A 20823-nucleotide genomic window follows, 5' to 3' on the forward strand; every position below is an offset into this window, starting at 1 on the left:
TTAACGCAGCTCATTGGCGCGGCGATAGCGGCCCTGATAATCGAACATTTTCTCGCGGATCTGCCAGAACTGGCCTTTGGCCCGTGCGACGACAAAATCGGGATGACGTAGCAGCGGCTGGAGTGCCAGGACGTCAGCGGCGGTCTGCCAGCCCAGCGGCACGCCGGGGGCGCGCTGATGGGGACGCATAAAGAGCTGTTCAAACGCCTTACGCTGGGCCGGCGTCTGCAGACGAAAGCGTTCGCTGACGCTGGTGCCTTCCTCATCAAAATAGGTCGCCTTCAGCCATTCCCCTTTGGCGTCATGGCCCTGTTCCAGCGTCATGCCACCACAGCGAAGCACCAGTGCGTCTTTCAGTTTCAGCGCCGCTTTCAGCATATCGTCCGGATCGACCAGAATTTTGTCGCACTGGTGACAATGTCGGGCGGCAATATCATTCTCTGCGCCGCAGTCGGGACAACTTTTAAACCGGAAGCGGAAATCACACTGTTCGCGCTCACCTTCGTCATCTTCCAGTACGCCCTGACAGCGCCGGCCAAAATGCTCGATCACCATGCCATCTTCGGTCGCCTTGCCCCAGAAGGTGTTGGCGAAACCGCAGGCGGGACAGAAAACCTGAACCGGCTGATTGTCGCTGGCCCCTTTGGGGGCGCCAACTTCGGGCGTAAAGAGATCGTGCGGATTACCCGCGTAATCGAGAATCAGGCAGTCGGTTTTACCCGGTGAGAGCCGCAGGCCGCGTCCGACGATCTGCTGATAGAGGCTGACCGACTCGGTCGGGCGCAGGATTGCGATCAGGTCAACGTGCGGCGCATCAAACCCGGTGGTCAGCACCGCCACATTCACCAGGAATTTCAGCTGCTGCGCCTTAAACGCCAGAATCAGGGCATCGCGCTCTCTGGCTGGCGTTTCGGCCGAGACCAGCGCGCTTTTTTCTGGCAGCAGTCGCAGGATTTCACGCGCATGCTCCACCGTCGAGGCGAAAATCATCACGCCCAGCCGATCTTCAGCGAACTCCACGATCTGGCGGATGATATGGGGCGTCACGCGCTGCTGCTGCTTCAGTTCACGGTTCAGATCGGCTTCGCTGAACAGGCCGTTGGACTGTGCCGTGAGACGGCTGAAGTCATACTGCACCACCGGCATATCCAGTCGTTCCGGCGGCACCAGAAACTGATGCTTGATCATGTAGCGCAGGGGCAGTTCATAGATACAGTCGCGAAACAGCGATTTTTCATCGCCACGCACCATGCCGTGATAGTGGAACTGATAAATCCAGCCTTTACCCAGACGGAACGGTGTAGCGGTCAGTCCCAGTAAACGCAGTTGCGGATTGTGCTGACGCAGATGATTAAAGATCTGCTGATACTGACTCTCTTTATCATCGCCAATGCGGTGACACTCATCGACAATCACCAGCGAGAAGGCGCTGTCGAACTGGTCGAGGTTACGCGCCACTGACTGCACGCTGCCAAACACCACTTTGCGCTGACTCTCTTTGCGCTGAAGTCCGGCAGCAAAGATATCCGCCTCCAGCCCGTAGGCCTGATATTTACTGTGGTTCTGCGCCACCAGCTCTTTGACGTGCGCCAGCACCAGCACCCGGCCACGGGCCAGCCGGGCCAGCTCGGCAATCACCAGACTCTTGCCGGCACCGGTTGGCAGCACAATGACGGCAGGTTCCTGATGGCGACGGAAATGCGCCACGGTGGCATTCACCGCATCCTGTTGATAGGGGCGTAAGGTAAAAGACATGTTGCTCACTTTTGTATAACTGGCGGCAATTATGCCATGAAAGTGCGGTAAACGCGCTGTCAGGCTGGCGCGGATCACGTTATACTTCCCGCACATTTTCAACGGTTAACCAGGCCGTTTCAGATTCCCTCCGCAGTAACAGGCAAAACGAATTCATGCGACTCGACAAATTCATCTCTCAGCAACTGGAAATCAGCCGCGCCATCGCTCATCGCGAGATCCGTGGCCAGCGTGTCACCGTTAACGGGGAAGTTGTCCGCGATACCGCGTTCAAACTGCTGCCCGACCATGAAGTCGTCTATGACGGCAACGTACTGCAGATGCAGACCGGTCCCCGCTACTTTATGTTGAACAAACCGCAGGGTTATGTCTGCTCAACCGACGATCCCGATCATCCCACCATCATCTATTTCATCGAAGAGCCGATGTCATTCAAACTGCATGCGGCAGGGCGTCTGGATATCGACACCACCGGACTGGTTCTGCTGACAGATGATGGCCAGTGGTCACACCGCATTACCTCGCCACGTCATCACTGCGAGAAAACCTATCGGGTGACACTGGAATCGCCAGTCAGTGACGATACGGCCGCACAGTTTACAGCGGGCGTGCAGCTGCACAATGAGAAGAGCCTGACGAAACCGGCACAGCTGGAGGTGATTACCCCCACAGATGTGCGGCTGACACTGAGCGAAGGTCGTTACCACCAGGTGAAACGGATGTTTGCAGCCGTCGGCAATCGGGTCATTGAGCTGCATCGTGAACGCATCGGTGACATCGTGCTGGACGAGGATCTGGAACCGGGCGAATACCGTGCGCTGACAGAAGACGAGATCGCCAGTATTGGTCTGCCGAAAGAACTGCAGACAAAATAACCGGGCGGGCCAGGCGGCCCGACCCAGACTCATTTGTGCAGGAGAAGGTGTGCGTAAGGAAAAGAACTCGCCAACAGGACTGGTCGTCATCCTCGGTCTGTTAGCCATGCTGATGCCGTTGTCGATTGACATGTATCTGCCTGCCATGCCGCAGATTGCGCGTGAGTTCGGGGTGTCAGCCGGTAGCGTGCAGATGTCGCTTAACCTCTACATCCTTGGCTTCGCGATTGGCCAGCTTATCTATGGTCCGCTGGCAGACAGCTATGGGCGTAAGCCGGTAATTGCACTCGGCACGCTGATCTTTGCCTGCGCCGCTGCGGCCTGTGCACTGTCACAGACCATCGATCAGCTGATTCTGATGCGCTTCCTGCACGGACTTTCTGCCGCCGCAGCCAGTGTGGTGATCAACGCGCTGATGCGTGACAGTTACTCGAAAGAGGACTTCTCGCGCATGATGTCCTTTGTGATGCTGATTACCACCATCGCGCCGCTGCTGGCGCCGATCATCGGTGGCTGGCTGCTGGTGCTCTGGAGCTGGCACGCAATTTTCTGGGCGCTCGCGGGTGCGGCATTAGTGACCACTGTGCTGGTAACCACACAAATCCGCGAAACCCTGAAGCCGGAGCAGCGACAGCGTTTTCATTTGCGCACCACGCTCGGCAACTTCGTGACGCTGTTTCGCCACAAACGGGCGTTCAGTTACATGCTGTCGAGCGGCTTCTCCTTTGCCGGGCTCTTTACTTTTCTCAATGCCGGCCCCTTTGTTTACATTGAGCTGAATCACGTCTCACCGCAAAACTTTGGCTACTACTTTGGTCTCAACGTGGTGTTTCTGTTTGTCCTGACGCTGATTAACAGCCGTGCCGTGCGCCGCTTTGGCCCGGTGGCGATGTTCCGGCTGGGGCTGCTGATACAGTTCTGCATGGGCATCTGGTTGCTGGTTGTCAGCGCCTTCAGCCTCGGCTTTTTGCCGCTGGTGATGGGAATCGCGATGTTTATCGGCTGCGTGTCGATGGTCTCATCGAATGCGATGGCGGTGATCCTGGATGAGTTTCCGCATATGGCCGGAACGGCATCCTCTCTGGCGGGCACGCTGCGTTTTGGCGTGGGTGCTTTTGTCGGTGCACTGCTGTCGCTGGTGAGTTTCAACAGCGCCTGGCCGATGGTCGGCACAATTGCCCTGTGCGCGACAATTTCTCTGCTGCTCTTCTTCTACGCTTCACGTCCCCGCACTGCGACCCGTTAACCGGGCGCAGTGGTTTCTTCCCCGATTGCCCGCAGTGATGCATATCCCGACGGTTTTGTTTCTTTATTGTGAAAATTTTTAGTTAAAAAAGTAATCACAATGCGTCTAAAATGATTGTTAACGGTGAGTGAACGCGGTACATATAGGCTGAAGTGCGATGTAAGTCGCAAAAATGCGCTTCTGCAATCCGCACGGATGGGCCTCCCTGTCCGGACTCTGCGGTGAATGACCCGCTGGCTGCGGGCAGGTCGGTGTTGCGACATAAACTCATCCGGGGAAAGTAAACTATGCTGCAACTTTCAATTGTGCATCGTCTGCCACAGCATTTTCGCTGGGCCAGCGATCACCACAGCGCCATTGATTCTGATGATGCAACGCTGGATGAGCAGGATTTCGTGGCGCTGCGATTGATCAGCCATGACGGCATTCCGGCGTGGGAGATTCTGCAGCAGTTAAAAGAGGTTCTGGCGGATATTCAGGTTGATTGCAAAGTTGCTGAGTGCGAAGGGCAGCCCTGCCTGTTCATTCAGCGTCGTGACGAAAGTGCCACTAACTGCTGTTTGAAAAATCAGGGCGTGGCGATAGCAGAAACCTTTATTGGAGGTTAAGCTGCGCCGACTGCAGTAGCTCGCGGGTATAATCTGCCACGGGTGAAGCAAACAGCCTTTCACACTCGCCCTGTTCCACGACCTCTCCCTGGCACAGCACGATAAGCTGGTGGCACAGCGCGCGAACCACATCCAGGTCGTGACTGATAAACAGATAACTGAGCTGCCGCTGCTGCTGCAAACGGCGTAACAGCGTCAGAATTTGCTTCTGCACCGTGCGATCCAGCGATGAAGTCGGTTCATCCAGCACCAGCAACTCCGGCTCCAGAATCAATGCCCGCGCAATAGCAATACGCTGTCGCTGACCGCCAGAAAATTCGGCCGGATAACGATGGCGACTTTCCGCTTCAAGCCCCACTTCCTCCATGACGGCGATAACCCGCTGCGTCTGCTGCACACTGTCGAGTTCAGGCTGATGTACCGCCAGACCCTCAGCAATAATCTGCTGCACCGTCATGCGCGGATTGAGTGAGGAGTTAGGGTCCTGAAACACCACCTGAATACGCTGACGCAGCGGCAACAGTTGCTGACGCGACAGTTGATGCAGCGGCTGACCGTCAAACCAGATCTCGCCGCGTGAGGCAATCAGCCGCAGCAGTGCCAGCCCGGTGGTGCTTTTACCCGAGCCGGACTCACCCACCAGGCCCAGACTTTCGCCACGCCGCAGGCTAAAACTCAATCCGGAAAGCACCCGCTTTTCACTGTTCTGGCGACGGAACAGCCCGCGCCGCTGTGTAAAGCTCACCTGAAGCTGCCCGACACGAAGAAGAATGGGCGACGCTGCGGGCAGCGGAACGGCTTTTCCCTCCGGTTCCGCAGCCAGCAACTGCTGGCTGTAAGGATGCTGCGGCTGGTTCATCAGGGTCTGGCAGCGATTCTGCTCCACGATGTGACCGTTGCGCATCACGCTGACATTATCTGCCAGCTGACGCACAATATTCAGGTTATGCGTGATGAACAGCATGCCCATGTTCAGCTCACGTTGCAGTTCGCGCAGCAGCGTCAGGATCTGGGCCTGAACCGTCACATCCAGTGCCGTGGTCGGCTCATCGGCAATCAGCAGCTGCGGCTCGGTCAGCAGCGCCATGGCAATCATCACCCGCTGGCGTTCACCGCCGGAAAGCTGGTGGGGAAAATCATTGAGCCGGGTGGCGGGCTGCCGGATACCGACCCGATCGAGCACGCTGAGAATCTCACCGCGTGCGGCCGGACGACGCATCCCGCGATGCAGTGACAGCACTTCATACAGCTGCTTCTCCACGGTGTGCAGCGGATTCAGTGACACCATGGGCTCCTGAAAAATCATCGCGATCTGGTTGCCGCGAATACCCCGCAGACGCTGCTCGCGGGCGCGCAGCAGATCTTCACCGTTAAACAGAATCTCGCCGCTGGGATAAATCACTGAAGCCTCATGCAGCAGTCGCATTACCGACAGCGCGGTGACGCTCTTGCCGGAACCAGACTCACCCACCAGCGCCAGCGTTTCACCTGCGTCAATGCGCAGCGACACGTCATTCACGACCTGTCGAAGCTGCTTGCCCTGACGAAAGGCGACTGAAAGATGATTGATAGCAAGCAATGGCGTCGTCATTCAGGCTCCTTTGCCCGGATCAAAGGCGTCGCGCACCGCTTCGCCGATAAAAATCAGCAGCGAAAGCAGGATCGCCAGCGTGAAAAAGCCTGCCAGACCCAACCAGGGAGCCTGCAGGTTGTTTTTGCCCTGCAGCAGTAACTCGCCCAGCGAGGGCGAACCCAGCGGCAGGCCGAAGCCCAGAAAGTCGAGTGAGGTCAGCGTGGTAATCGATCCGCACAAAATAAACGGCAGAAAGGTCAGTGTGGCTACCATCGCGTTAGGCAGCATATGGCGCAACATAATCCGGCCATCGCTGACGCCCAGCGCCTGCGCGGCACGAATGTAATCAAAATTTCGGGTACGGAGAAACTCTGCCCTGACAACACTTACCAGACTCATCCAGCCAAACGCCACGGTGACCAGCAACAGCCACCAGAAGCCAGGCTGAATCACGCTGGAGAGAAGAATCAGCAGAAACAGCGCGGGCATGCCAGACCAGACTTCAATCATCCGCTGCCCAATCAGGTCAATTCTGCCGCCGAAATAGCCCTGCACCGCGCCGACCACAATCCCGATGACGCTGGAGAGAAGCGTCAGCAGCAGACCGAACAGCAGAGAGATACGTGTGCCATAGAGCAGCCGAGCCAGTACGTCGCCGCCGTTGGCGTCCGTGCCGAGCCAGTTCTGCGCAGAGGGCGGAGAAGGGAAGGGCACCTGAGTAGCAAAATTAATGGTTCCGTCGCTGAAACGAATCGGTGCCCACAGCGCCCAGCCATTCTGCCTGATGCGCTGCCGCAGCCAGGGATCCTGATAATCCGCCGCTGTCGCCAGTACACCGCCATAGTCGGTTTCGCTGTAGTCAAACAGCAGCGGCACCGTCCAGCGCTGCTGGTAATGCACCAGCAACGGCTTGTCATTCGCGATCAGTTCAGCACCCAGCGACAGCAGAAAAATGATCAGAAAGATCCAGAGCGACCAGTAGCCGCGTCGGTTGTGACGAAAGCGCTGCCAGCGCTGCTGATTCAGCGGTGAGAGCGTCATGAGCGGCTCCCGAAGTCGATGCGGGGATCGACCAGCGTATAAGTCAGATCGCTGAGGATATTCATCAGCAGACCGATCAGCGTGAAAATATAGAGCGTGCCAAACATCACCGGGTAGTCGCGTTGCAATGTCGCGTCATAGCCGAGCAGCCCAAGCCCGTTGAGCGAAAACATCACTTCGATGAGTACCGAACTGGTAAAGAACATGCTGATAAACGTGGCCGGAAAGCTGGCGATCACCAGCAGCATCGCATTGCGAAACACATGATGATAGAGAATGCGTCGCTCTGGCACCCCTTTGGCGCGCGCGGTCACCACATAGAGTTTGCGGATCTCGTCCAGAAAGGCGTTTTTGGTCAGCATGGTCAGCGTGGCGAAGCCGCCGATCACTGTCGCCAGCACCGGCAGAGCGATATGCCAGAAGTAGTCCAGCACTTTGCCATACCAGGGCAGTGTATCGTGCTGCGCAGAGGTGAGCCCACGCAGCGGAAACCAGTCGAGATAGCTGCCACCGGCAAACAGCACAATCAGCATGATGCCGAACAGAAAGGCCGGAATAGAGTAGCCGATGATAATAAAGGCGCTGCTCCAGACATCAAAGGCGCTGCCATTGCGCACCGCTTTGCGGATCCCCAGTGGAATCGACACCAGATAAATAATCAGGGTGCTCCAGAGTCCCAGGCTGATCGAGACTGGCAGGCTCTCTTTGATCAGCCCGATCACCGAGGCGCTGCGAAACAGGCTGTCGCCAAAATCCAGACGCAGGTAATTCCACAGCATCTCGCCGTAGCGCTGCCAGAGAGGTTTATCGAAGCCGTAACGCTTTTTAATCTCAGCAATCACTTCAGGATCCAGCCCGCGTGCGCCACGATACTGATTATCGCCAGGATTAATGTGACTGAAGCTGGCGCGTGAACTGGCGCTCTCCGCCCCGCTGCCGGGCAGGCCGGTTGTCTGACCAAACTCAATATTTGCCAGCGCCTGATCGACCGGGCCGCCGGGCGCGATTTGCACGATAAAAAAATTAAGCGTGATGATCGCCCACAAGGTCGGGATAATCAGCAGCAGTCTGCGCAGAAAGTAAGCGGCCAACGGTGATCTCCTTAGCGTTTACTGGCCGGCAGGCGTCCGGCTTTGTTTGTGTCGTACCACCAGTTTTCCAGCCCTGTACTGTAGGCGGGCTTGCGTGCAGGGTGAGAAAACTTATCCCAGTATGCCAGCCGCTGTTCAGCGTTGTACCACATTGGGATCATATAGGCATTCCACAGCAGCACCCGATCCAGCGCCTGTGCCAGCGGACGAAGTTCAGCAGGATCGTCCTGATGCGCCACAATCTGTTTCACAAAGTGATCCACTATCGGATCTTTAACCCGCGCACTGTTCCACGACGAATTGATGTAGTCGGAGTGCCAGAGGATCTGCAGGCTGGACGTCGGGATGGGCATCGCTGAATAGGCGGTGGCAATCATATCGTAGTCACCTTCCCGTTTGCGCCGCAGATACTGCGAGCTGTCGATCTGCCGCAGATTCAGCGTAATGCCAAGCCGCGAAAGATTGTGCTGCAGCGGGAGTGCCCAGTCGATGTCAGAACCGCTGCGTAACAGCAACTCTGCGGTGAACGGCTGACCGGTTTTATCATTGACCAGGCGGCGATTTTTAATCTGCCAGCCCGCCTGTTTTAACAGGTCAAATGCGGTTAACAGACTGGCGCGGTCATAGCCGCTGCCATCCGTTTTTTGTGGCTGATAGGGCTGGCTGAACAGCTCTGGCGGCAGTTGTGCGCGCCAGGGTTCAAGCAGCGCCCGTTGCTGTGCATCCGGCACACCACTGGCAGCATACTCCGTGTTCTGGAAATAGCTGCTGGCGCGATGCCAGGCTCCGTAGTAAAGCGCTTTGTTCATCCACTCGAAATCGAACATCAGTGAGATAGCCTGACGCACGCGTCGATCCTGAAACAGCGGTTTTTCATTGTTAAATGCCAGCCAGCGGGTATCAATAGCAGCGTCATTGGGCATAGTCTCTTTGACGATGCTGCCATCGTCGAAATGGCGGCCGCGATACTGGGTGGCCCATTTCTTCGCCGAAGTCTCTTCACGCCAGTCGAAAGCGCCAGCCTTAAAGGCCTCAAACGCCACATTGTCATCCAGATAGTAGTCATAGCGCATGCGATCAAAATTAAAACGTCCGCGGTTTACCGGCAGATCGGCGGCCCAGTAATCTTTTACCCGGCTGAACTCAATAAACTGGCCCAGCTTCCAGCGGATAATGCGATAGGGTCCGCTCGACAACGGCGGTGCGCTTAACGGTTCATTAAACTTTTTATCGTGCCAGAATGACTCGGCGATCACCGGCAGCGTCAGTAATCCAAGCAGCAGGTCTTTATCCGGCTTCTGTGCTTCTATACGCACTTTGAGGTCGTTCAGCGCTTTTACGCTAACGCCACGGTAGGCGACGCGGAACTGGGGCACGCCCTCAGTCATGAATTTTTCAAAGGTGAACGCCACGTCGCGGGCGGTGATCGGTGTGCCATCCTGGAAGCGGGCGTGGGGATTCATCTGGATCTCGATCCACGAAAAATCGCTGGCATAGCGCGCCGACTCGGCAATCAGCGGATAATAGCTGCCGGGTTCATCGTCTGAACTGGTGTAAAGCCCGTCATAAAGCGAGCCGGTGTTAATGCCTGGATTGCCGCGTGAGGCATAGCGATTGAAGTTGTCATAGGTACCGATCACCGCCAGGGTGATGCTGCCCCCTTTGGGCGCGCTGGGGTTGGCATAGTCGTAATGGCTGAAACCGGGCGGATATTTTGCTTCACCAGCCTGGGTGAATGCATAGCTTTGCTGGACAGAGGCAGCCAGCAGCTGGGCGCTGAGCAGGCCACACAGCAGTATGAGTCCAAAGCGAAACAGCATGATTCCTCCAGTCAGATGTCCGGGGCGTTTCAGGCCAGGTCATGTCAGGCCTTATGACGACGGAAATAGTCTATCAGCGTTTCTGGCCGTAACGGACGGCTAAAGATATAACCCTGCAAATGCGTTACACCACGATTAATTAACCAGGTGGCCTGCTCACCGGTCTCAACGCCTTCGGCCACACTCTTTAAGTTGAGTTTCTTCGCCAGTTGCAACACGGAATCCAGAACCGGTGAGGTCAGGGTGTCTGTACCGATGCTCTGAACAAAACCGCGATCGATTTTGAGGTAATCAAAGTCATAACGTTCCAGATAGATTAACGCGCTATGCCCGGTACCAAAATCATCAATAGCAATATGAATCTGCTGCTGATGCAGCCAGTCAAACAGTTCTCCGACGTTTTCATCCCGCACCATGGCTCGCTCAGTAATCTCAAACACATAGTTAAAGTGTCCCGCAGGCATGGTATCAAGCCAGTGCAGCACATCCTGACGGAAACCACTGTCAGCCAGATGCAGGGGCGAAATGTTGAGACTCAGGCTGGCATGACGGGGAATGGTATGACACAGCAGATGTGCATCACGGGAAACCAGCTGAAACAGATGCCGCGTCAGCGGAATAATCAGATTCTGTGATTCTGCAAAATGAATAAAGACATCGGGCGGAACCGGGCCTTTCGTCGGGTGAGTCCAGCGTAATAATGCTTCCATACCATAAGGCTGGCCATCATGAGACGTCACCAGCGGCTGATACTCAACGTGAAACTCGCCGCGTTTCATGGCCCGAATCAGCTCTCTGCCGGGACGCTGATACACCGACAACAGTAGCCACCATCCCCCTGCAAACAGCAGCGACAGCAACAGGCCACTTAGCAGGATAGTTTGATAGTCGCTGACTGCCAGAGTAGAGCCGTACACGACAAACTGGAGCGGATACCCTGTCAGCGCCTGCTGGTGCAGGGGCGTCGGCAGGTTTTTATTCTCAATGAGGCCGGACTGCCAGCTGGTTAAGGCGCTGCGCTGTGCCATGAGTGCCATGCCGGTGATTTCCGGTCGCCGGGACGCCAGCAGCTGATAAGGCGCGAGAGTGATATTGAGCGTCGCGAAAACGCCTGACTGCAGGCTGCCTGGATTTTTGATCCACAAGGCCAGCACCGGTTTATTCGGCTGCAACGGCGTGCCTGGCATCAGTTGCAGGTCGGTATCGCGAGAAATGTCACTGTGCGGCGCAATCACATTAAGTGGCAGACTAAAACTGCCGGTCGCTGACGAGCAAAAGGCTGTACCGTTATCAACCAGCAGAATGGCGCGAAGGTTTCCGGCAAAGGCGGCGCGTGAGGTCAGTTCACGATCTATGTTATGGCAGGCAGTGTGGGTAAACGGAAGCAGGGGAGTGAGAGTGCTGTTAATCAAAGTGGAGAGCGTTTGCTGCAATGCCGTGCGACTGTTCTCCAGCAGTTGCTGATGCTGCCGTTCGCGCTTCTGCCAGGTCTGGTGAAAAGAGAGTACGGCGAACAAAAGAAAGAATAAGCCGCCAGCCATCGCGCTACTGCATGCGATACGGCGAGGAGTAGTGTCACGGCGCCGTAGTGCCCCCGACAATGGCATGAGGTGCTCCTGATAAATTATTATTATGTTATTGCGCACGACTGCTTCGGTTTAAGCGACCGAGAATATAACGAGAGAGTCTGAAATGTCTCGTTATTTATCTGAAATACAATGCTTTTATCTGATAAAAATCTGCCTGCCATCTTCAGGCACGAAAAAAAACGCTGCACAGGCAGCGTTTCTTGTTCTCTGGCGAGAGAAAATCGAAGGTGATAATCAGGTCGGGTTACGACTTAATACACGACGCCCTTCACGGTAACGCTTTTTCCAGTAGTCATCATTGAGACTGGAGATCATCACGCCACTGCTGGTAGATGCATGAACAAAGTTATCGTTACCCAGGTAAATGCCCACGTGGCGGCCCGTTGAACCGGCACGGAACATCACCAGATCGCCAGGGCGTAATTTACTGCGGGTGATCTCTTTGCCTGTGTCTTGTTGCTCAGAGGTAGAACGAGGTAATTCTAAGCCAAACTGATCGCGGAAGGTGCGTTGTACAAAGGCGGAACAATCGATCCCGCGTTTGGTATCGCCACCGAGGCGATAGCGCACACCTTTCCAGACGGCGTATTGTTCCATGATGCGCGACTTAACATCGACGTTACGCACCATTTCTTCAAACTCATCCTGAGACGCCTGAAGTAAAAAACCATTGTGGTTGTTAACTTCATGATTCTCGTTATTCGCGTTTTGACTGCTATGGGTACTGCTACAAGCTGAGAGGAGTGTGGCTAGCGCCAATGCGGGCACGATCCGCATTATATATCTCAGTATTGGTTGAGACTTGACCATTATTCGGGTTTTCCTTCGATTTCCTTACGACAAAATTGTCGCCAGCCAGATGACAAAACAGGGAGATTAATAAGCGAAACAGGCTAAGACAAATCCTTAATTACTAAAATGTGTTAATGGACACACTTTAACGGTAAAAAATCTGAATTTTCTGCCGCTGTAGTCTCACTGCGACTGAGGTTAACTGATTACAGACGCCGTGGCGAGTGCTTTTAATCAATTTCATATAGGTTTTTTTGATGAGAATCAAACTGTAACACACTGACTATTTTAGAGACAATTGTGGGGAAATAATGGTGAGAACAGGGGATGAAAGGGAGGTCAATTCGGGGCATAGCCTGCTGTTTCAGTGTTTTCTTAATTGACAGCCTGGTGTGAAGACCCGTTAACGCGTAAGCCGGGTCATAACCTTTTCTTTTCGTGAATTTAATTAGCAGCCTAATAGTGAGGGGCTGTTTTTTATAAGCGCGGGCGGTTATGAACCTGGCGGGTAAACCGACCGCGCTTAACATTTACATCACGGGCTTATATTTACCCGGTAATTTGCGATAAAACCAGTTAACCAATACGTCACTCGCTGGTGTTAATAGCCACCAGCTCAGTCCGACTAAAACGACCGACAGTGAACCGACGGCAATATCGGTAAACCAGTGCGCGCCCGCCATGACGCGCGGCAGTGAAAATATCACCACAATAGCGGCGGCAACGATAAAACGGCTGAAACCAAAATAACGCCAGATAAAGCAGGCGAAGATGATCAGCATCATACCGTGGTCCCCAGGGAAACTGTCTTTTGAGGCATCTTTAGCGGGAATACCGGTTAATTCACTGACGCGATAAACGTGATCAAAGAATCGCGTCGGACTCGAGTGTTTCACGGGCAATAAATGGCCCAGCTGATTAAGCACCACGGCGGTTAACAACATGGTGATACCAATGGCCAGCATCCGACGCCTGGCCTCTGGCGTTTCCTGCCGCCAGATCGACAGATAAAGCAGACCCATCGCCAGCAGGGATACCGCATCAAAACCACGAAAATTGGTGATAGCGACGATCAGCGCGAAGAGCGGATGAGTGCCCATCTGATTATTGAAGCCAAAGAAAACAGATTTATCGATGCCAAACCAGAAACCGTGTTCAGGCGGCAAATACCAGGAAAGAAACAGCACTATGCCCAGTGCATTGAGCAGCAGGATAGTAATAAGGCGGGTTACGCGCATAATTAAAACTCATTAAAAAAATAACCGCCGACAATACCTGTCTTAGCGTAAACGGCACTTCAACAATGCCGATTGTAGCTGATTCCAGTCGACCTGCTGAGAATGGATGATCTCAATACGGCTATCGGGCGGCAGTGAGGTGAATGTCTCACTTTGCAACTCTTTTGCCTGGCAGTTAATACGCATTGTGCCTTCTGGCGTGCGCATTACCCCTTTAATGCGATCGACCGCTGCCAGCCGGACCCACTCCAGCAGCGCATCGCGGCTAAACAGCGTGTCAGCATCAAACAGCCAGCCGCAGGCGCTATAGCCCTGGCCGTGGTTCAGCGCCCGACGCCATCGCGCCTCGCCATCCAGTCGTAATGCCGCCAGACCGCTGGTCGGGGGCGACGAATGATAGTGATGCGGCGCAGGGAGGTCGCGCGGCAGATAAGGGGCATCAAGCAGGGAAAGGGGGACTTGACCGAATTCGGTCTGTATCAGAGGACGAGCAGGCTGCATCTGCTGCTGCCAGTCAGCCAGGCGCTGACGGTCCTCTTCGCTCCAGCAGTCGCGCTTATTAGCAATAATAATGTCGGCGGCAGCGAGTTGATCGCGAAAGTTTTCATTGGCAACAATACGCGGCTCAGCCAGTTGACGAGCATCCAGCAGCGTCAGAGTGGCGTTCAGTTGCAGCCACGCCTGATACACCGGCGCACTTAACATCTGCAACACCTGACGCGGATGGCCCAGACCCGTTGGCTCAATCAGCAGTCGGTCGGGCTTGCTCTTCAGCAGCATATTCAGCCCAACCTGCATCGGCAGACCGTTAACGCAGCACAGGCAGCCGCCGGGAATCTCCTTCAGCGTGGCACCGCGATCGGCCAGCAGGGCTCCGTCGATCCCAATCTCGCCAAATTCATTGACCAGCACTGCCCACTTTTCTCCTGCGGGCCGCGCTGCCAGCAGATGGCAGAGCAGCGTGGTTTTGCCGCTGCCCAAAAAACCGGTAATCAGATTAACGCGTGTCATGGGACGCCCCCGCCAGAAAATAACGCAATAGTGTAATACTATAACATTATCGCGATCAGCAGCAGGCTGGCGGTTAGTCAGCGCGGCCCATGTAACGGCGTTCAGCGATATGGATGCGGATGCGGTCACCGTTGCTCAAATATTCCGGAACCTGAATAGAGAGGCCTGTGCTCATTCCGGCTGGTTTGGTACGGGCGCTGGCGGAGGCCCCTTTAATGCCTGGTGAAGTATCCACGATCTCCATATCCACGGTTTGTGGCAGTTCCAGCGCCAGTACCTGACCCTCCATCGTCAGCACGTGAATGCCAGGGATGCCGCCTTCAGGGATAAACAGCAGCTCTTCTTCGATCTGCTCCTGCTTAAAGGAGTAAGGGGTGTAATCCTCATCATCCATGAAAATATATTCGTCACCATCTATATAAGAGAAGGTGACGCTGCGACGGCTGAGCGAAATCGCATCAATAATCTCGTCGCCTTTGAACCGCTCTTCAACTTTTAAACCGGTGCGGACATCGGTAAAGCGCATTTTATACAGGGTGGCAGCACCGCGTGCGCTGGGGCTCTGGACATCAATGTCTTTAACCAGCAGCAGTTTACCGTTGTGCGTGACGGCCATCCCTTTTTTGATTTCATTGGCTTTTGGCATTGCTGTTCTCGCTATCTTGAGAGTGAAGTGCGCGCAACGTTACGCGTGCCGGTGAAAACTGGCAATATGGTGGTGGCGAAATTTTATGTCAGGCCGCGGCTTTCATGGCAATTTCTGCCCCGGACTGCTATTGTCGCCGCGACTTTCTCTGCCGGAGCACAGCATGCAATGCCGTAGCCAGTGCGGTGCCTGTTGTACAGCGCCCTCGATCTCTTCACCCATTCCTGGCATGCCTGACGGCAAGCCCGCGAACACGCCCTGCGTTCAGCTCGATGACTCACTGCGCTGCAAACTGTTTGGTTCGCCATTGCGTCCTGCCGTCTGCGCAGGCCTGCAGCCTGCATACAGCATGTGTGGCAACTCACGCCAGGAGGCGATGACATACTTACTTCAGCTCGAAGCCGATACTACCCCCTGAAGCGCTGACGCTGCTGACATTTTCGGTCCACAGATCTCTGCATTACAGCAACCGCGTCAGCCTGTTCACTTTTTATTCCCCTTAATCCTCCTGAAATGTGCGTAACGTCAAAAATCTGTTACGCCGTTTGCGCATTCTCTTGCCTCCGCAAAATTGCTGTACCACAATCCCTGAAACGTTTCAGCGGTGACTGCGCCACCTGTTTTCAACAGCATGGCGTAAAAAAATCCCCACTGGCTGAAACGATTCAATCTCAGCAAGCGAGGAGAATTATGTTCCAGCTCGAATTGCAGGCCATCCATACCGGAGCCAGCGCCCAGAATAAAGAAGAGGCCATTCGTCAGGTTGCTGCCGCGTTAACCGCTGCGGGTAATGTGACGGAAGGCTACGTCAATGGCATGCTGGCCCGCGAACAGCAAACCTCAACGTTCCTCGGCAACGGCATCGCAATTCCCCATGGCACCACCGATACCCGCGACATGGTCCTGAAAACCGGTGTTCAGGTGTTTCAGTTCCCGCAGGGCATTGCCTGGGGTGACGATCAGACTGCTTATGTCGCCATCGGGATTGCCGCTAAGTCGGATGAGCATCTGGCGCTGCTGCGTCAGCTGACCCATGTTCTGAGCGATGACACCATTGCTGAACAGCTCAAAACCGCCTCTGCTGAAGATCTCCGTGCGTTGCTGATGGGCGAAAAACAGGCCGCCGAGTTCAGCTTCGACACCTCATTAATTACGCTCAACGTCGCTGCCAGCGATCTGATCACTCTGCAGGCAATGAATGCTGGCCGGCTGCAGTCCGCGGGTGTGGTGGATGCGAGCTACGTCGCAGACGTGGTCTCGACGGCTCCGCTGAATCTGGGTCAGGGCATCTGGCTCAGCGACAGCAGCCTCGGCAACCTGCGCAGCGGTGTTGCCATCAGCCGCGCTGAACATGCATTCGACCATCAGGGCGAATCCGCGGCGCTGTTAATCAGCGTTTCAGCGACCGATGAACGTCCACTGGAAGTGCTGGGTTACCTCAGCGCATTACTGCAGCAGAACAAAGCAGATCGCCTGCTTAAAGCGGATGCAGCAGGCGTTTACGCACTGCTGACCAGCGAAGTTGATGAGCAGGCTGAGGTGCTGACCGCAGAATTCACTATTCGCAACGAGCATGGTCTCCATGCCCGTCCAGGCACCGCGCTGGTTAGCGTAATCAAGCAGTTCAACTGCGACATCACTGTGACCAATCTCGACGGCAGCGGTAAACCTGCTAACGGCCGTAGCCTGATGAAAGTGGTTGCGCTGGGCGTGAAGAAAGGCCATCGCCTGCGCTTTACCGCCAGCGGTGACGATGCACAGCAGGCGCTGATCGCCATTGAAGAGGCGATCAACAGCGGTCTGGGCGAGGGGGCAGCATGAGCAGACGCGTCGCCACCATCACGCTGAATCCGGCGTATGACCTGGTGGGATATACCCCTGAAATTGAACGCGGCGAAGTCAACCTGGTGAAAACCACCGGGCTGCACGCGGCGGGCAAGGGCATCAACGTTGCTAAAGTCCTGAAAGACCTGGGTATCGATGTCACCGTGGGTGGATTCCTGGGTAAAGAGAATCAGGACGGCTTCCAGCAGCTGTTCAGCGAGCTGGGCATTGCCAACCGTTTCCAGGTGGTGCCGGGCCGTACCCGTATTAACGTTAAACTCACTGAACAGACCGGCGACGTTACCGATCTCAACTTCTCCGGTTTCCAGGTCACGGGTCAGGACTGGGATCGTTTTACGGCTGATTCTCTGACCTGGCTGGGCCAGTTCGACATGGTCTGCGTCAGCGGCAGCCTGCCAGAAGGCGTTGATCACGATGCCTTTACCCGCTGGATGACCGAACTGCGTACTCACTGCCCCTGCATTATCTTCGACAGCAGCCGCGAGGCGCTGGTGGCAGGACTGAAAGCCGCACCATGGCTGGTGAAACCTAACCGCCGTGAGCTGGAGATCTGGGCCGGTCGCAAACTGCCTGGTCTGCAGGATGTGATTGGCGCTGCGCACGAACTGCGCGAGCAGGGCATCGCCCATGTGGTGATTTCATTGGGCGCGGAAGGCGCACTGTGGGTCAACGCGTCAGGCGAATGGATTGCTAAACCGCCGGTGTGTGAAGTCGTCAGCACCGTGGGTGCCGGTGATTCGATGGTGGGCGGCCTGATTTATGGCCTGCTGATGCGTGAATCCAGCGAACACACGCTGCGTCTTGCGACTGCCGTGGCGGCGATGGCCGTCAGCCAGAGCAACGTTGGCGTTTCCGATCGTACGCAGTTGGCCGCAATGATGGCGCGTGTCGACTTACAACCCGTTAACTGACAGCAGGAGAGCGATAATGAAAACGCTGCTGATTAAAGACCCTACACTGGGACTGGCTTCCGCATATATGGCGCAACAACGTCTGGCTGCCGCCGCAGCTGCTGCGGGCCTGACCCTGACTGAGAACCCTGCCGACGCTGAACTGGCGATTGTGCTGGGTAAAAACGTGCCGGATGATGCGGCGCTGAACGGCAAAGCGGTCTGGCTGGGTGATATCCAGCTGGCGGTCCGCGAGCCGGAAACCTTCCTTAACCGCGCCAAAGCTGAAGCCAAAACCTGGCAGGCTCCTGCGGCTGTGGCAACACCTGCAGGTGCATCAGCTGCAGCACCGGCTCAGGCTGGCGCGCAGAAACGCGTTGTGGCCGTTACCGCCTGTCCGACCGGCGTGGCACACACCTTTATGGCTGCCGAAGCTATTCAGGCTGAAGCGACCCGTCGCGGCTGGTGGGTGAAAGTTGAAACTCGCGGTTCAGTGGGTGCGGGTAACGCCATCACCCCGGAAGAAGTTGCTGCCGCCGATCTGGTGATCGTCGCAGCTGACATCGAAGTGGATCTGGCGAAATTTGACGGGAAGCCGATGTACCGCACCTCAACCGGTCTGGCGCTGAAGAAAACCGCGCAGGAACTGGATAAAGCGGTTGCAGAAGCGAAGCCGTATAAAGCGGTGGCTGGTGGACAGAGCAATAGCAGTGAAGAAGAGAAGAAAGGCGGGGCAGGGGCTTATCGTCACCTGCTGACCGGTGTTTCTTACATGCTGCCGATGGTGGTCGCGGGTGGTCTGAGCATCGCCCTGTCGTTTGCTTTTGGTATCACAGCGTTTAAAGAACAGGGCACTCTGGCCGCTGCGCTGATGCAAATCGGTGGGGGCAGCGCTTTTGCTCTGATGGTACCAGTGCTGGCGGGCTTTATCGCCTTCTCCATCGCTGACCGTCCGGGTCTGACGCCAGGTCTGATTGGCGGTATGATCGCCACCAGCATCAATGCAGGCTTCTTAGGCGGTATTATCGCGGGCTTTATTGCCGGTTATGCAGCGAAGCTGATCAGCGGCAAAGTCAAACTGCCGCAGAGTATGGAAGCGCTGAAACCGATATTGATTATCCCGCTGTTCGCGAGTCTGATCACCGGCCTGCTGATGATCTACGTGGTGGGCAAACCGGTTGCGGGCATCATGAATGGCCTGACACACTGGCTGGCTAACATGGGCACGGCGAATGCGGTCCTGCTGGGCGCAATCCTGGGCGGCATGATGTGTACCGATATGGGCGGTCCGGTGAACAAAGTGGCTTACGCATTTGGCGTCGGCTTACTGAGTTCGCAGACGTATGCACCGATGGCCGCCATCATGGCAGCCGGTATGGTGCCACCGCTGGCGATGGGTCTGGCTACGCTGGTTGCCCGTCGTAAATTCAACAAAGGTCAGCAGGAAGGTGGTAAAGCGGCACTGGTTCTGGGTCTCTGCTTTATCTCTGAAGGTGCGATTCCATTCGCAGCCCGTGACCCGATGCGTGTTCTGCCTTGCTGTATCGTGGGCGGCGCAATCACCGGCGCGATCTCCATGGCGATTGGCGCGAAACTGATGGCACCGCACGGTGGACTGTTTGTACTGCTGATCCCTGGCGCCATTACCCCGGTTGTCGGTTATCTGATGTCGATTGTCATCGGTACTGCGGTTGCGGGTCTGGGCTATGCGATACTGAAACGTCCGGAAGAGCAGCTGGCGAAAGCCTGATGTGCAGAAATGCATAATCTGCTGAAGTGATAATAACAGGGAGCCGGTGGCTCCCTGTTTGCTTTTACGTCTTTCCGATCTGACCTTGTTCCCTGTTCAGGCTCAGTCTTACAGCAACCAGGCCTGACTTTGTCAAAAATCTCGGAGCCAGCTGGCTCCCTTTTTCTATCCCTGCTGTTCAGCTTTCAGCCAGGCAATCTCATCTTTCCAGATGTCGGGATTAATAGTCTCAAGAATTAACGGAATACCATCAAACCGCGGATCTTTCATCAGCCAGCTAAATACGGTTTTGCCGATATTCCCTTCACCCAGGCTGTGATGGCGGTCAACGCGACTGTCGAAGGCGCTTTTGGCATCGTTAAGGTGCATACCGCGCAGATAATCAAAGCCGACAATGCGCTCAAACTCAGCAAAGGTTGCCTCGCAGTCCGCTTCGGTACGCAGGTCATACCCGCCAGCAAACGCATGACAGGTATCAATGCAGACGCCGACGCGCGACTTATCTTCGACATGTTCAATAATGGTGGCGAGGTGCTCGAAGCGGAATCCGAGGTTACTGCCCTGACCGGCGGTATTCTCAATGACGGCGGTCACATTCTGGCTCTGGTCGAGGGCGATGTTGATCGACTCCGCAATCCGCTTCAGGCAGGCCTCTTCTTCAATCTGATGCAGATGGCTGCCGGGATGGAAGTTCAGCAGCGTCAGGCCGAGCTGGTCACAACGTTTTAATTCATCAATAAAGGCCGCGCGGGATTTCTCCAGCGCCTCTTCAACCGGATGACCGAGGTTAATCAGAAAACTGTCGTGCGGCAGAATTTGCTGCGGACTGAATTTGTACGTCTCGCAGGCGGCGCGAAAAGCATCAATCACCTCAGTGGAGAGCGGGGCGGCCTTCCACTGACGCTGATTTTTAGTAAAGAGGGCAAAGGCGGTGGCTTCTATTTCATGGGCGCGAATCACTGCCTGATCCACACCACCTGCCGCACTCACGTGTGCGCCGATATATTTCATGCCTTTCTCCTGGGGCTATGCACGGATGAAACGGCATGATAC

18 protein-coding genes are annotated in these 20823 nt (G+C 55.5%); 7 read left to right on the forward strand and 11 right to left on the reverse strand.

The window, feature by feature from the left end; genetic code table 11:
- Positions 1 to 1755 carry a DNA repair helicase RadD gene (gene radD, locus EE896_RS06395; RefSeq protein WP_140916269.1) on the reverse strand — a complete coding sequence of 585 codons (1755 nt, stop codon included), beginning with the start codon at positions 1753 to 1755 and terminating at the stop codon, positions 1 to 3.
- Positions 1756 to 1910: 155 nt separating this feature from the next.
- Here radD and rsuA point away from each other — a divergent pair, with 155 nt between their 5' ends.
- The 3 genes from rsuA (at position 1911) to EE896_RS06410 (ending at position 4484) form a co-directional block, all read left to right on the forward strand.
- Positions 1911 to 2630, forward strand: a complete 720-nt coding sequence (gene rsuA, locus EE896_RS06400) for a 16S rRNA pseudouridine(516) synthase RsuA (RefSeq protein WP_105098965.1) — start codon at positions 1911 to 1913, stop codon at positions 2628 to 2630.
- 49 nt (positions 2631 to 2679) lie between these two features.
- Positions 2680 to 3876, forward strand: a complete 1197-nt coding sequence (locus tag EE896_RS06405) for a Bcr/CflA family multidrug efflux MFS transporter (RefSeq protein ID WP_008926121.1) — start codon at positions 2680 to 2682, stop codon at positions 3874 to 3876.
- 287 nt (positions 3877 to 4163) lie between these two features.
- On the forward strand, positions 4164 to 4484 hold the full coding sequence (locus tag EE896_RS06410; protein ID WP_003854157.1) for a YejG family protein: 321 nt from the start codon (positions 4164 to 4166) through the stop codon (positions 4482 to 4484).
- On the opposite strand, the gene yejF is transcribed toward EE896_RS06410, so the two are convergent.
- The 9 genes from yejF to yeiP form a co-directional block, all read right to left on the reverse strand.
- Entirely contained in the window at positions 4471 to 6075 is a 1605-nt protein-coding gene (yejF, locus tag EE896_RS06415; RefSeq protein WP_039659754.1) for a microcin C ABC transporter ATP-binding protein YejF, read from the reverse strand. The genes EE896_RS06410 and yejF overlap by 14 nt on opposite strands.
- Positions 6076 to 7098, reverse strand: coding sequence for an ABC transporter permease (locus EE896_RS06420; protein ID WP_008926119.1), 1023 nt, complete (start codon positions 7096 to 7098; stop codon positions 6076 to 6078).
- Entirely contained in the window at positions 7095 to 8189 is a 1095-nt protein-coding gene (locus tag EE896_RS06425) for a microcin C ABC transporter permease YejB (protein ID WP_003854153.1), read from the reverse strand. Before EE896_RS06425 ends, EE896_RS06420 begins: the two co-directional genes overlap by 4 nt.
- An 11-nt stretch (positions 8190 to 8200) precedes the next feature.
- Positions 8201 to 10009 (reverse strand): extracellular solute-binding protein, encoded by a 1809-nt coding sequence (locus tag EE896_RS06430; protein WP_140916267.1) that lies wholly within the window; start codon positions 10007 to 10009, stop codon positions 8201 to 8203.
- A 44-nt stretch (positions 10010 to 10053) separates the two neighbouring features.
- A complete protein-coding gene (locus EE896_RS06435; protein WP_033763094.1) occupies positions 10054 to 11616 on the reverse strand; it encodes a cyclic di-GMP phosphodiesterase in 1563 nt (520 codons plus the stop codon).
- A gap of 216 nt (positions 11617 to 11832) precedes the next feature.
- Positions 11833 to 12408 (reverse strand): bifunctional murein DD-endopeptidase/murein LD-carboxypeptidase, encoded by a 576-nt coding sequence (gene mepS / locus EE896_RS06440; protein ID WP_071591717.1) that lies wholly within the window; start codon positions 12406 to 12408, stop codon positions 11833 to 11835.
- Positions 12409 to 12920: 512 nt separating this feature from the next.
- Entirely contained in the window at positions 12921 to 13628 is a 708-nt protein-coding gene (locus tag EE896_RS06445; RefSeq protein WP_003854148.1) for a phosphatase PAP2 family protein, read from the reverse strand.
- A gap of 42 nt (positions 13629 to 13670) precedes the next feature.
- Entirely contained in the window at positions 13671 to 14639 is a 969-nt protein-coding gene (locus tag EE896_RS06450) for a CobW family GTP-binding protein (RefSeq protein WP_140916265.1), read from the reverse strand.
- A gap of 73 nt (positions 14640 to 14712) precedes the next feature.
- Positions 14713 to 15285 carry an elongation factor P-like protein YeiP gene (gene yeiP / locus EE896_RS06455; protein ID WP_003854146.1) on the reverse strand — a complete coding sequence of 191 codons (573 nt, stop codon included), beginning with the start codon at positions 15283 to 15285 and terminating at the stop codon, positions 14713 to 14715.
- Positions 15286 to 15448: 163 nt separating this feature from the next.
- Between yeiP and EE896_RS06460 the strand changes: the two genes are divergently transcribed.
- From EE896_RS06460 to fruA, 4 genes are all read left to right on the forward strand, one after another.
- Positions 15449 to 15703, forward strand: coding sequence for a YkgJ family cysteine cluster protein (locus EE896_RS06460; RefSeq protein WP_072040357.1), 255 nt, complete (start codon positions 15449 to 15451; stop codon positions 15701 to 15703).
- A 272-nt stretch (positions 15704 to 15975) separates the two neighbouring features.
- Positions 15976 to 17106 carry a fused PTS fructose transporter subunit IIA/HPr protein gene (gene fruB / locus EE896_RS06465; protein WP_140916264.1) on the forward strand — a complete coding sequence of 377 codons (1131 nt, stop codon included), beginning with the start codon at positions 15976 to 15978 and terminating at the stop codon, positions 17104 to 17106.
- Positions 17103 to 18041 (forward strand): 1-phosphofructokinase, encoded by a 939-nt coding sequence (fruK, locus tag EE896_RS06470; RefSeq protein ID WP_003854138.1) that lies wholly within the window; start codon positions 17103 to 17105, stop codon positions 18039 to 18041. Before fruB ends, fruK begins: the two co-directional genes overlap by 4 nt.
- A gap of 16 nt (positions 18042 to 18057) precedes the next feature.
- Positions 18058 to 19770 carry a PTS fructose transporter subunit IIBC gene (fruA, locus tag EE896_RS06475; protein WP_110411237.1) on the forward strand — a complete coding sequence of 571 codons (1713 nt, stop codon included), beginning with the start codon at positions 18058 to 18060 and terminating at the stop codon, positions 19768 to 19770.
- Between the two features lie 165 nt (positions 19771 to 19935).
- Here the strand turns inward: fruA and nfo are convergent, their stop codons facing one another.
- Positions 19936 to 20781 (reverse strand): deoxyribonuclease IV, encoded by an 846-nt coding sequence (gene nfo / locus EE896_RS06480; protein WP_003854136.1) that lies wholly within the window; start codon positions 20779 to 20781, stop codon positions 19936 to 19938.
- Between the last annotated feature and the right edge of the window lie 42 nt (positions 20782 to 20823).

The organism is Pantoea eucalypti (assembly GCF_009646115.1).
Taxonomy (GTDB): Bacteria; Pseudomonadota; Gammaproteobacteria; order Enterobacterales; family Enterobacteriaceae; genus Pantoea; species Pantoea eucalypti.

Coding starts and splice junctions, on each gene's coding strand:
- radD (WP_140916269.1), bottom strand. CDS start 1,755: ATGTCTTTTACCTTACGCCCCTATCAACAGGATGCGGTGAATGCCACC.
- rsuA (WP_105098965.1), top strand. CDS start 1,911: ATGCGACTCGACAAATTCATCTCTCAGCAACTGGAAATCAGCCGCGCC.
- EE896_RS06410 (WP_003854157.1), top strand. CDS start 4,164: ATGCTGCAACTTTCAATTGTGCATCGTCTGCCACAGCATTTTCGCTGG.
- yejF (WP_039659754.1), bottom strand. CDS start 6,075: ATGACGACGCCATTGCTTGCTATCAATCATCTTTCAGTCGCCTTTCGT.
- EE896_RS06420 (WP_008926119.1), bottom strand. CDS start 7,098: ATGACGCTCTCACCGCTGAATCAGCAGCGCTGGCAGCGCTTTCGTCAC.
- EE896_RS06430 (WP_140916267.1), bottom strand. CDS start 10,009: ATGCTGTTTCGCTTTGGACTCATACTGCTGTGTGGCCTGCTCAGCGCC.
- EE896_RS06435 (WP_033763094.1), bottom strand. CDS start 11,616: ATGCCATTGTCGGGGGCACTACGGCGCCGTGACACTACTCCTCGCCGT.
- mepS (WP_071591717.1), bottom strand. CDS start 12,408: ATGGTCAAGTCTCAACCAATACTGAGATATATAATGCGGATCGTGCCC.
- EE896_RS06445 (WP_003854148.1), bottom strand. CDS start 13,628: ATGCGCGTAACCCGCCTTATTACTATCCTGCTGCTCAATGCACTGGGC.
- EE896_RS06450 (WP_140916265.1), bottom strand. CDS start 14,639: ATGACACGCGTTAATCTGATTACCGGTTTTTTGGGCAGCGGCAAAACC.
- yeiP (WP_003854146.1), bottom strand. CDS start 15,285: ATGCCAAAAGCCAATGAAATCAAAAAAGGGATGGCCGTCACGCACAAC.
- EE896_RS06460 (WP_072040357.1), top strand. CDS start 15,449: ATGCAATGCCGTAGCCAGTGCGGTGCCTGTTGTACAGCGCCCTCGATC.
- fruB (WP_140916264.1), top strand. CDS start 15,976: ATGTTCCAGCTCGAATTGCAGGCCATCCATACCGGAGCCAGCGCCCAG.
- fruK (WP_003854138.1), top strand. CDS start 17,103: ATGAGCAGACGCGTCGCCACCATCACGCTGAATCCGGCGTATGACCTG.
- fruA (WP_110411237.1), top strand. CDS start 18,058: ATGAAAACGCTGCTGATTAAAGACCCTACACTGGGACTGGCTTCCGCA.
- nfo (WP_003854136.1), bottom strand. CDS start 20,781: ATGAAATATATCGGCGCACACGTGAGTGCGGCAGGTGGTGTGGATCAG.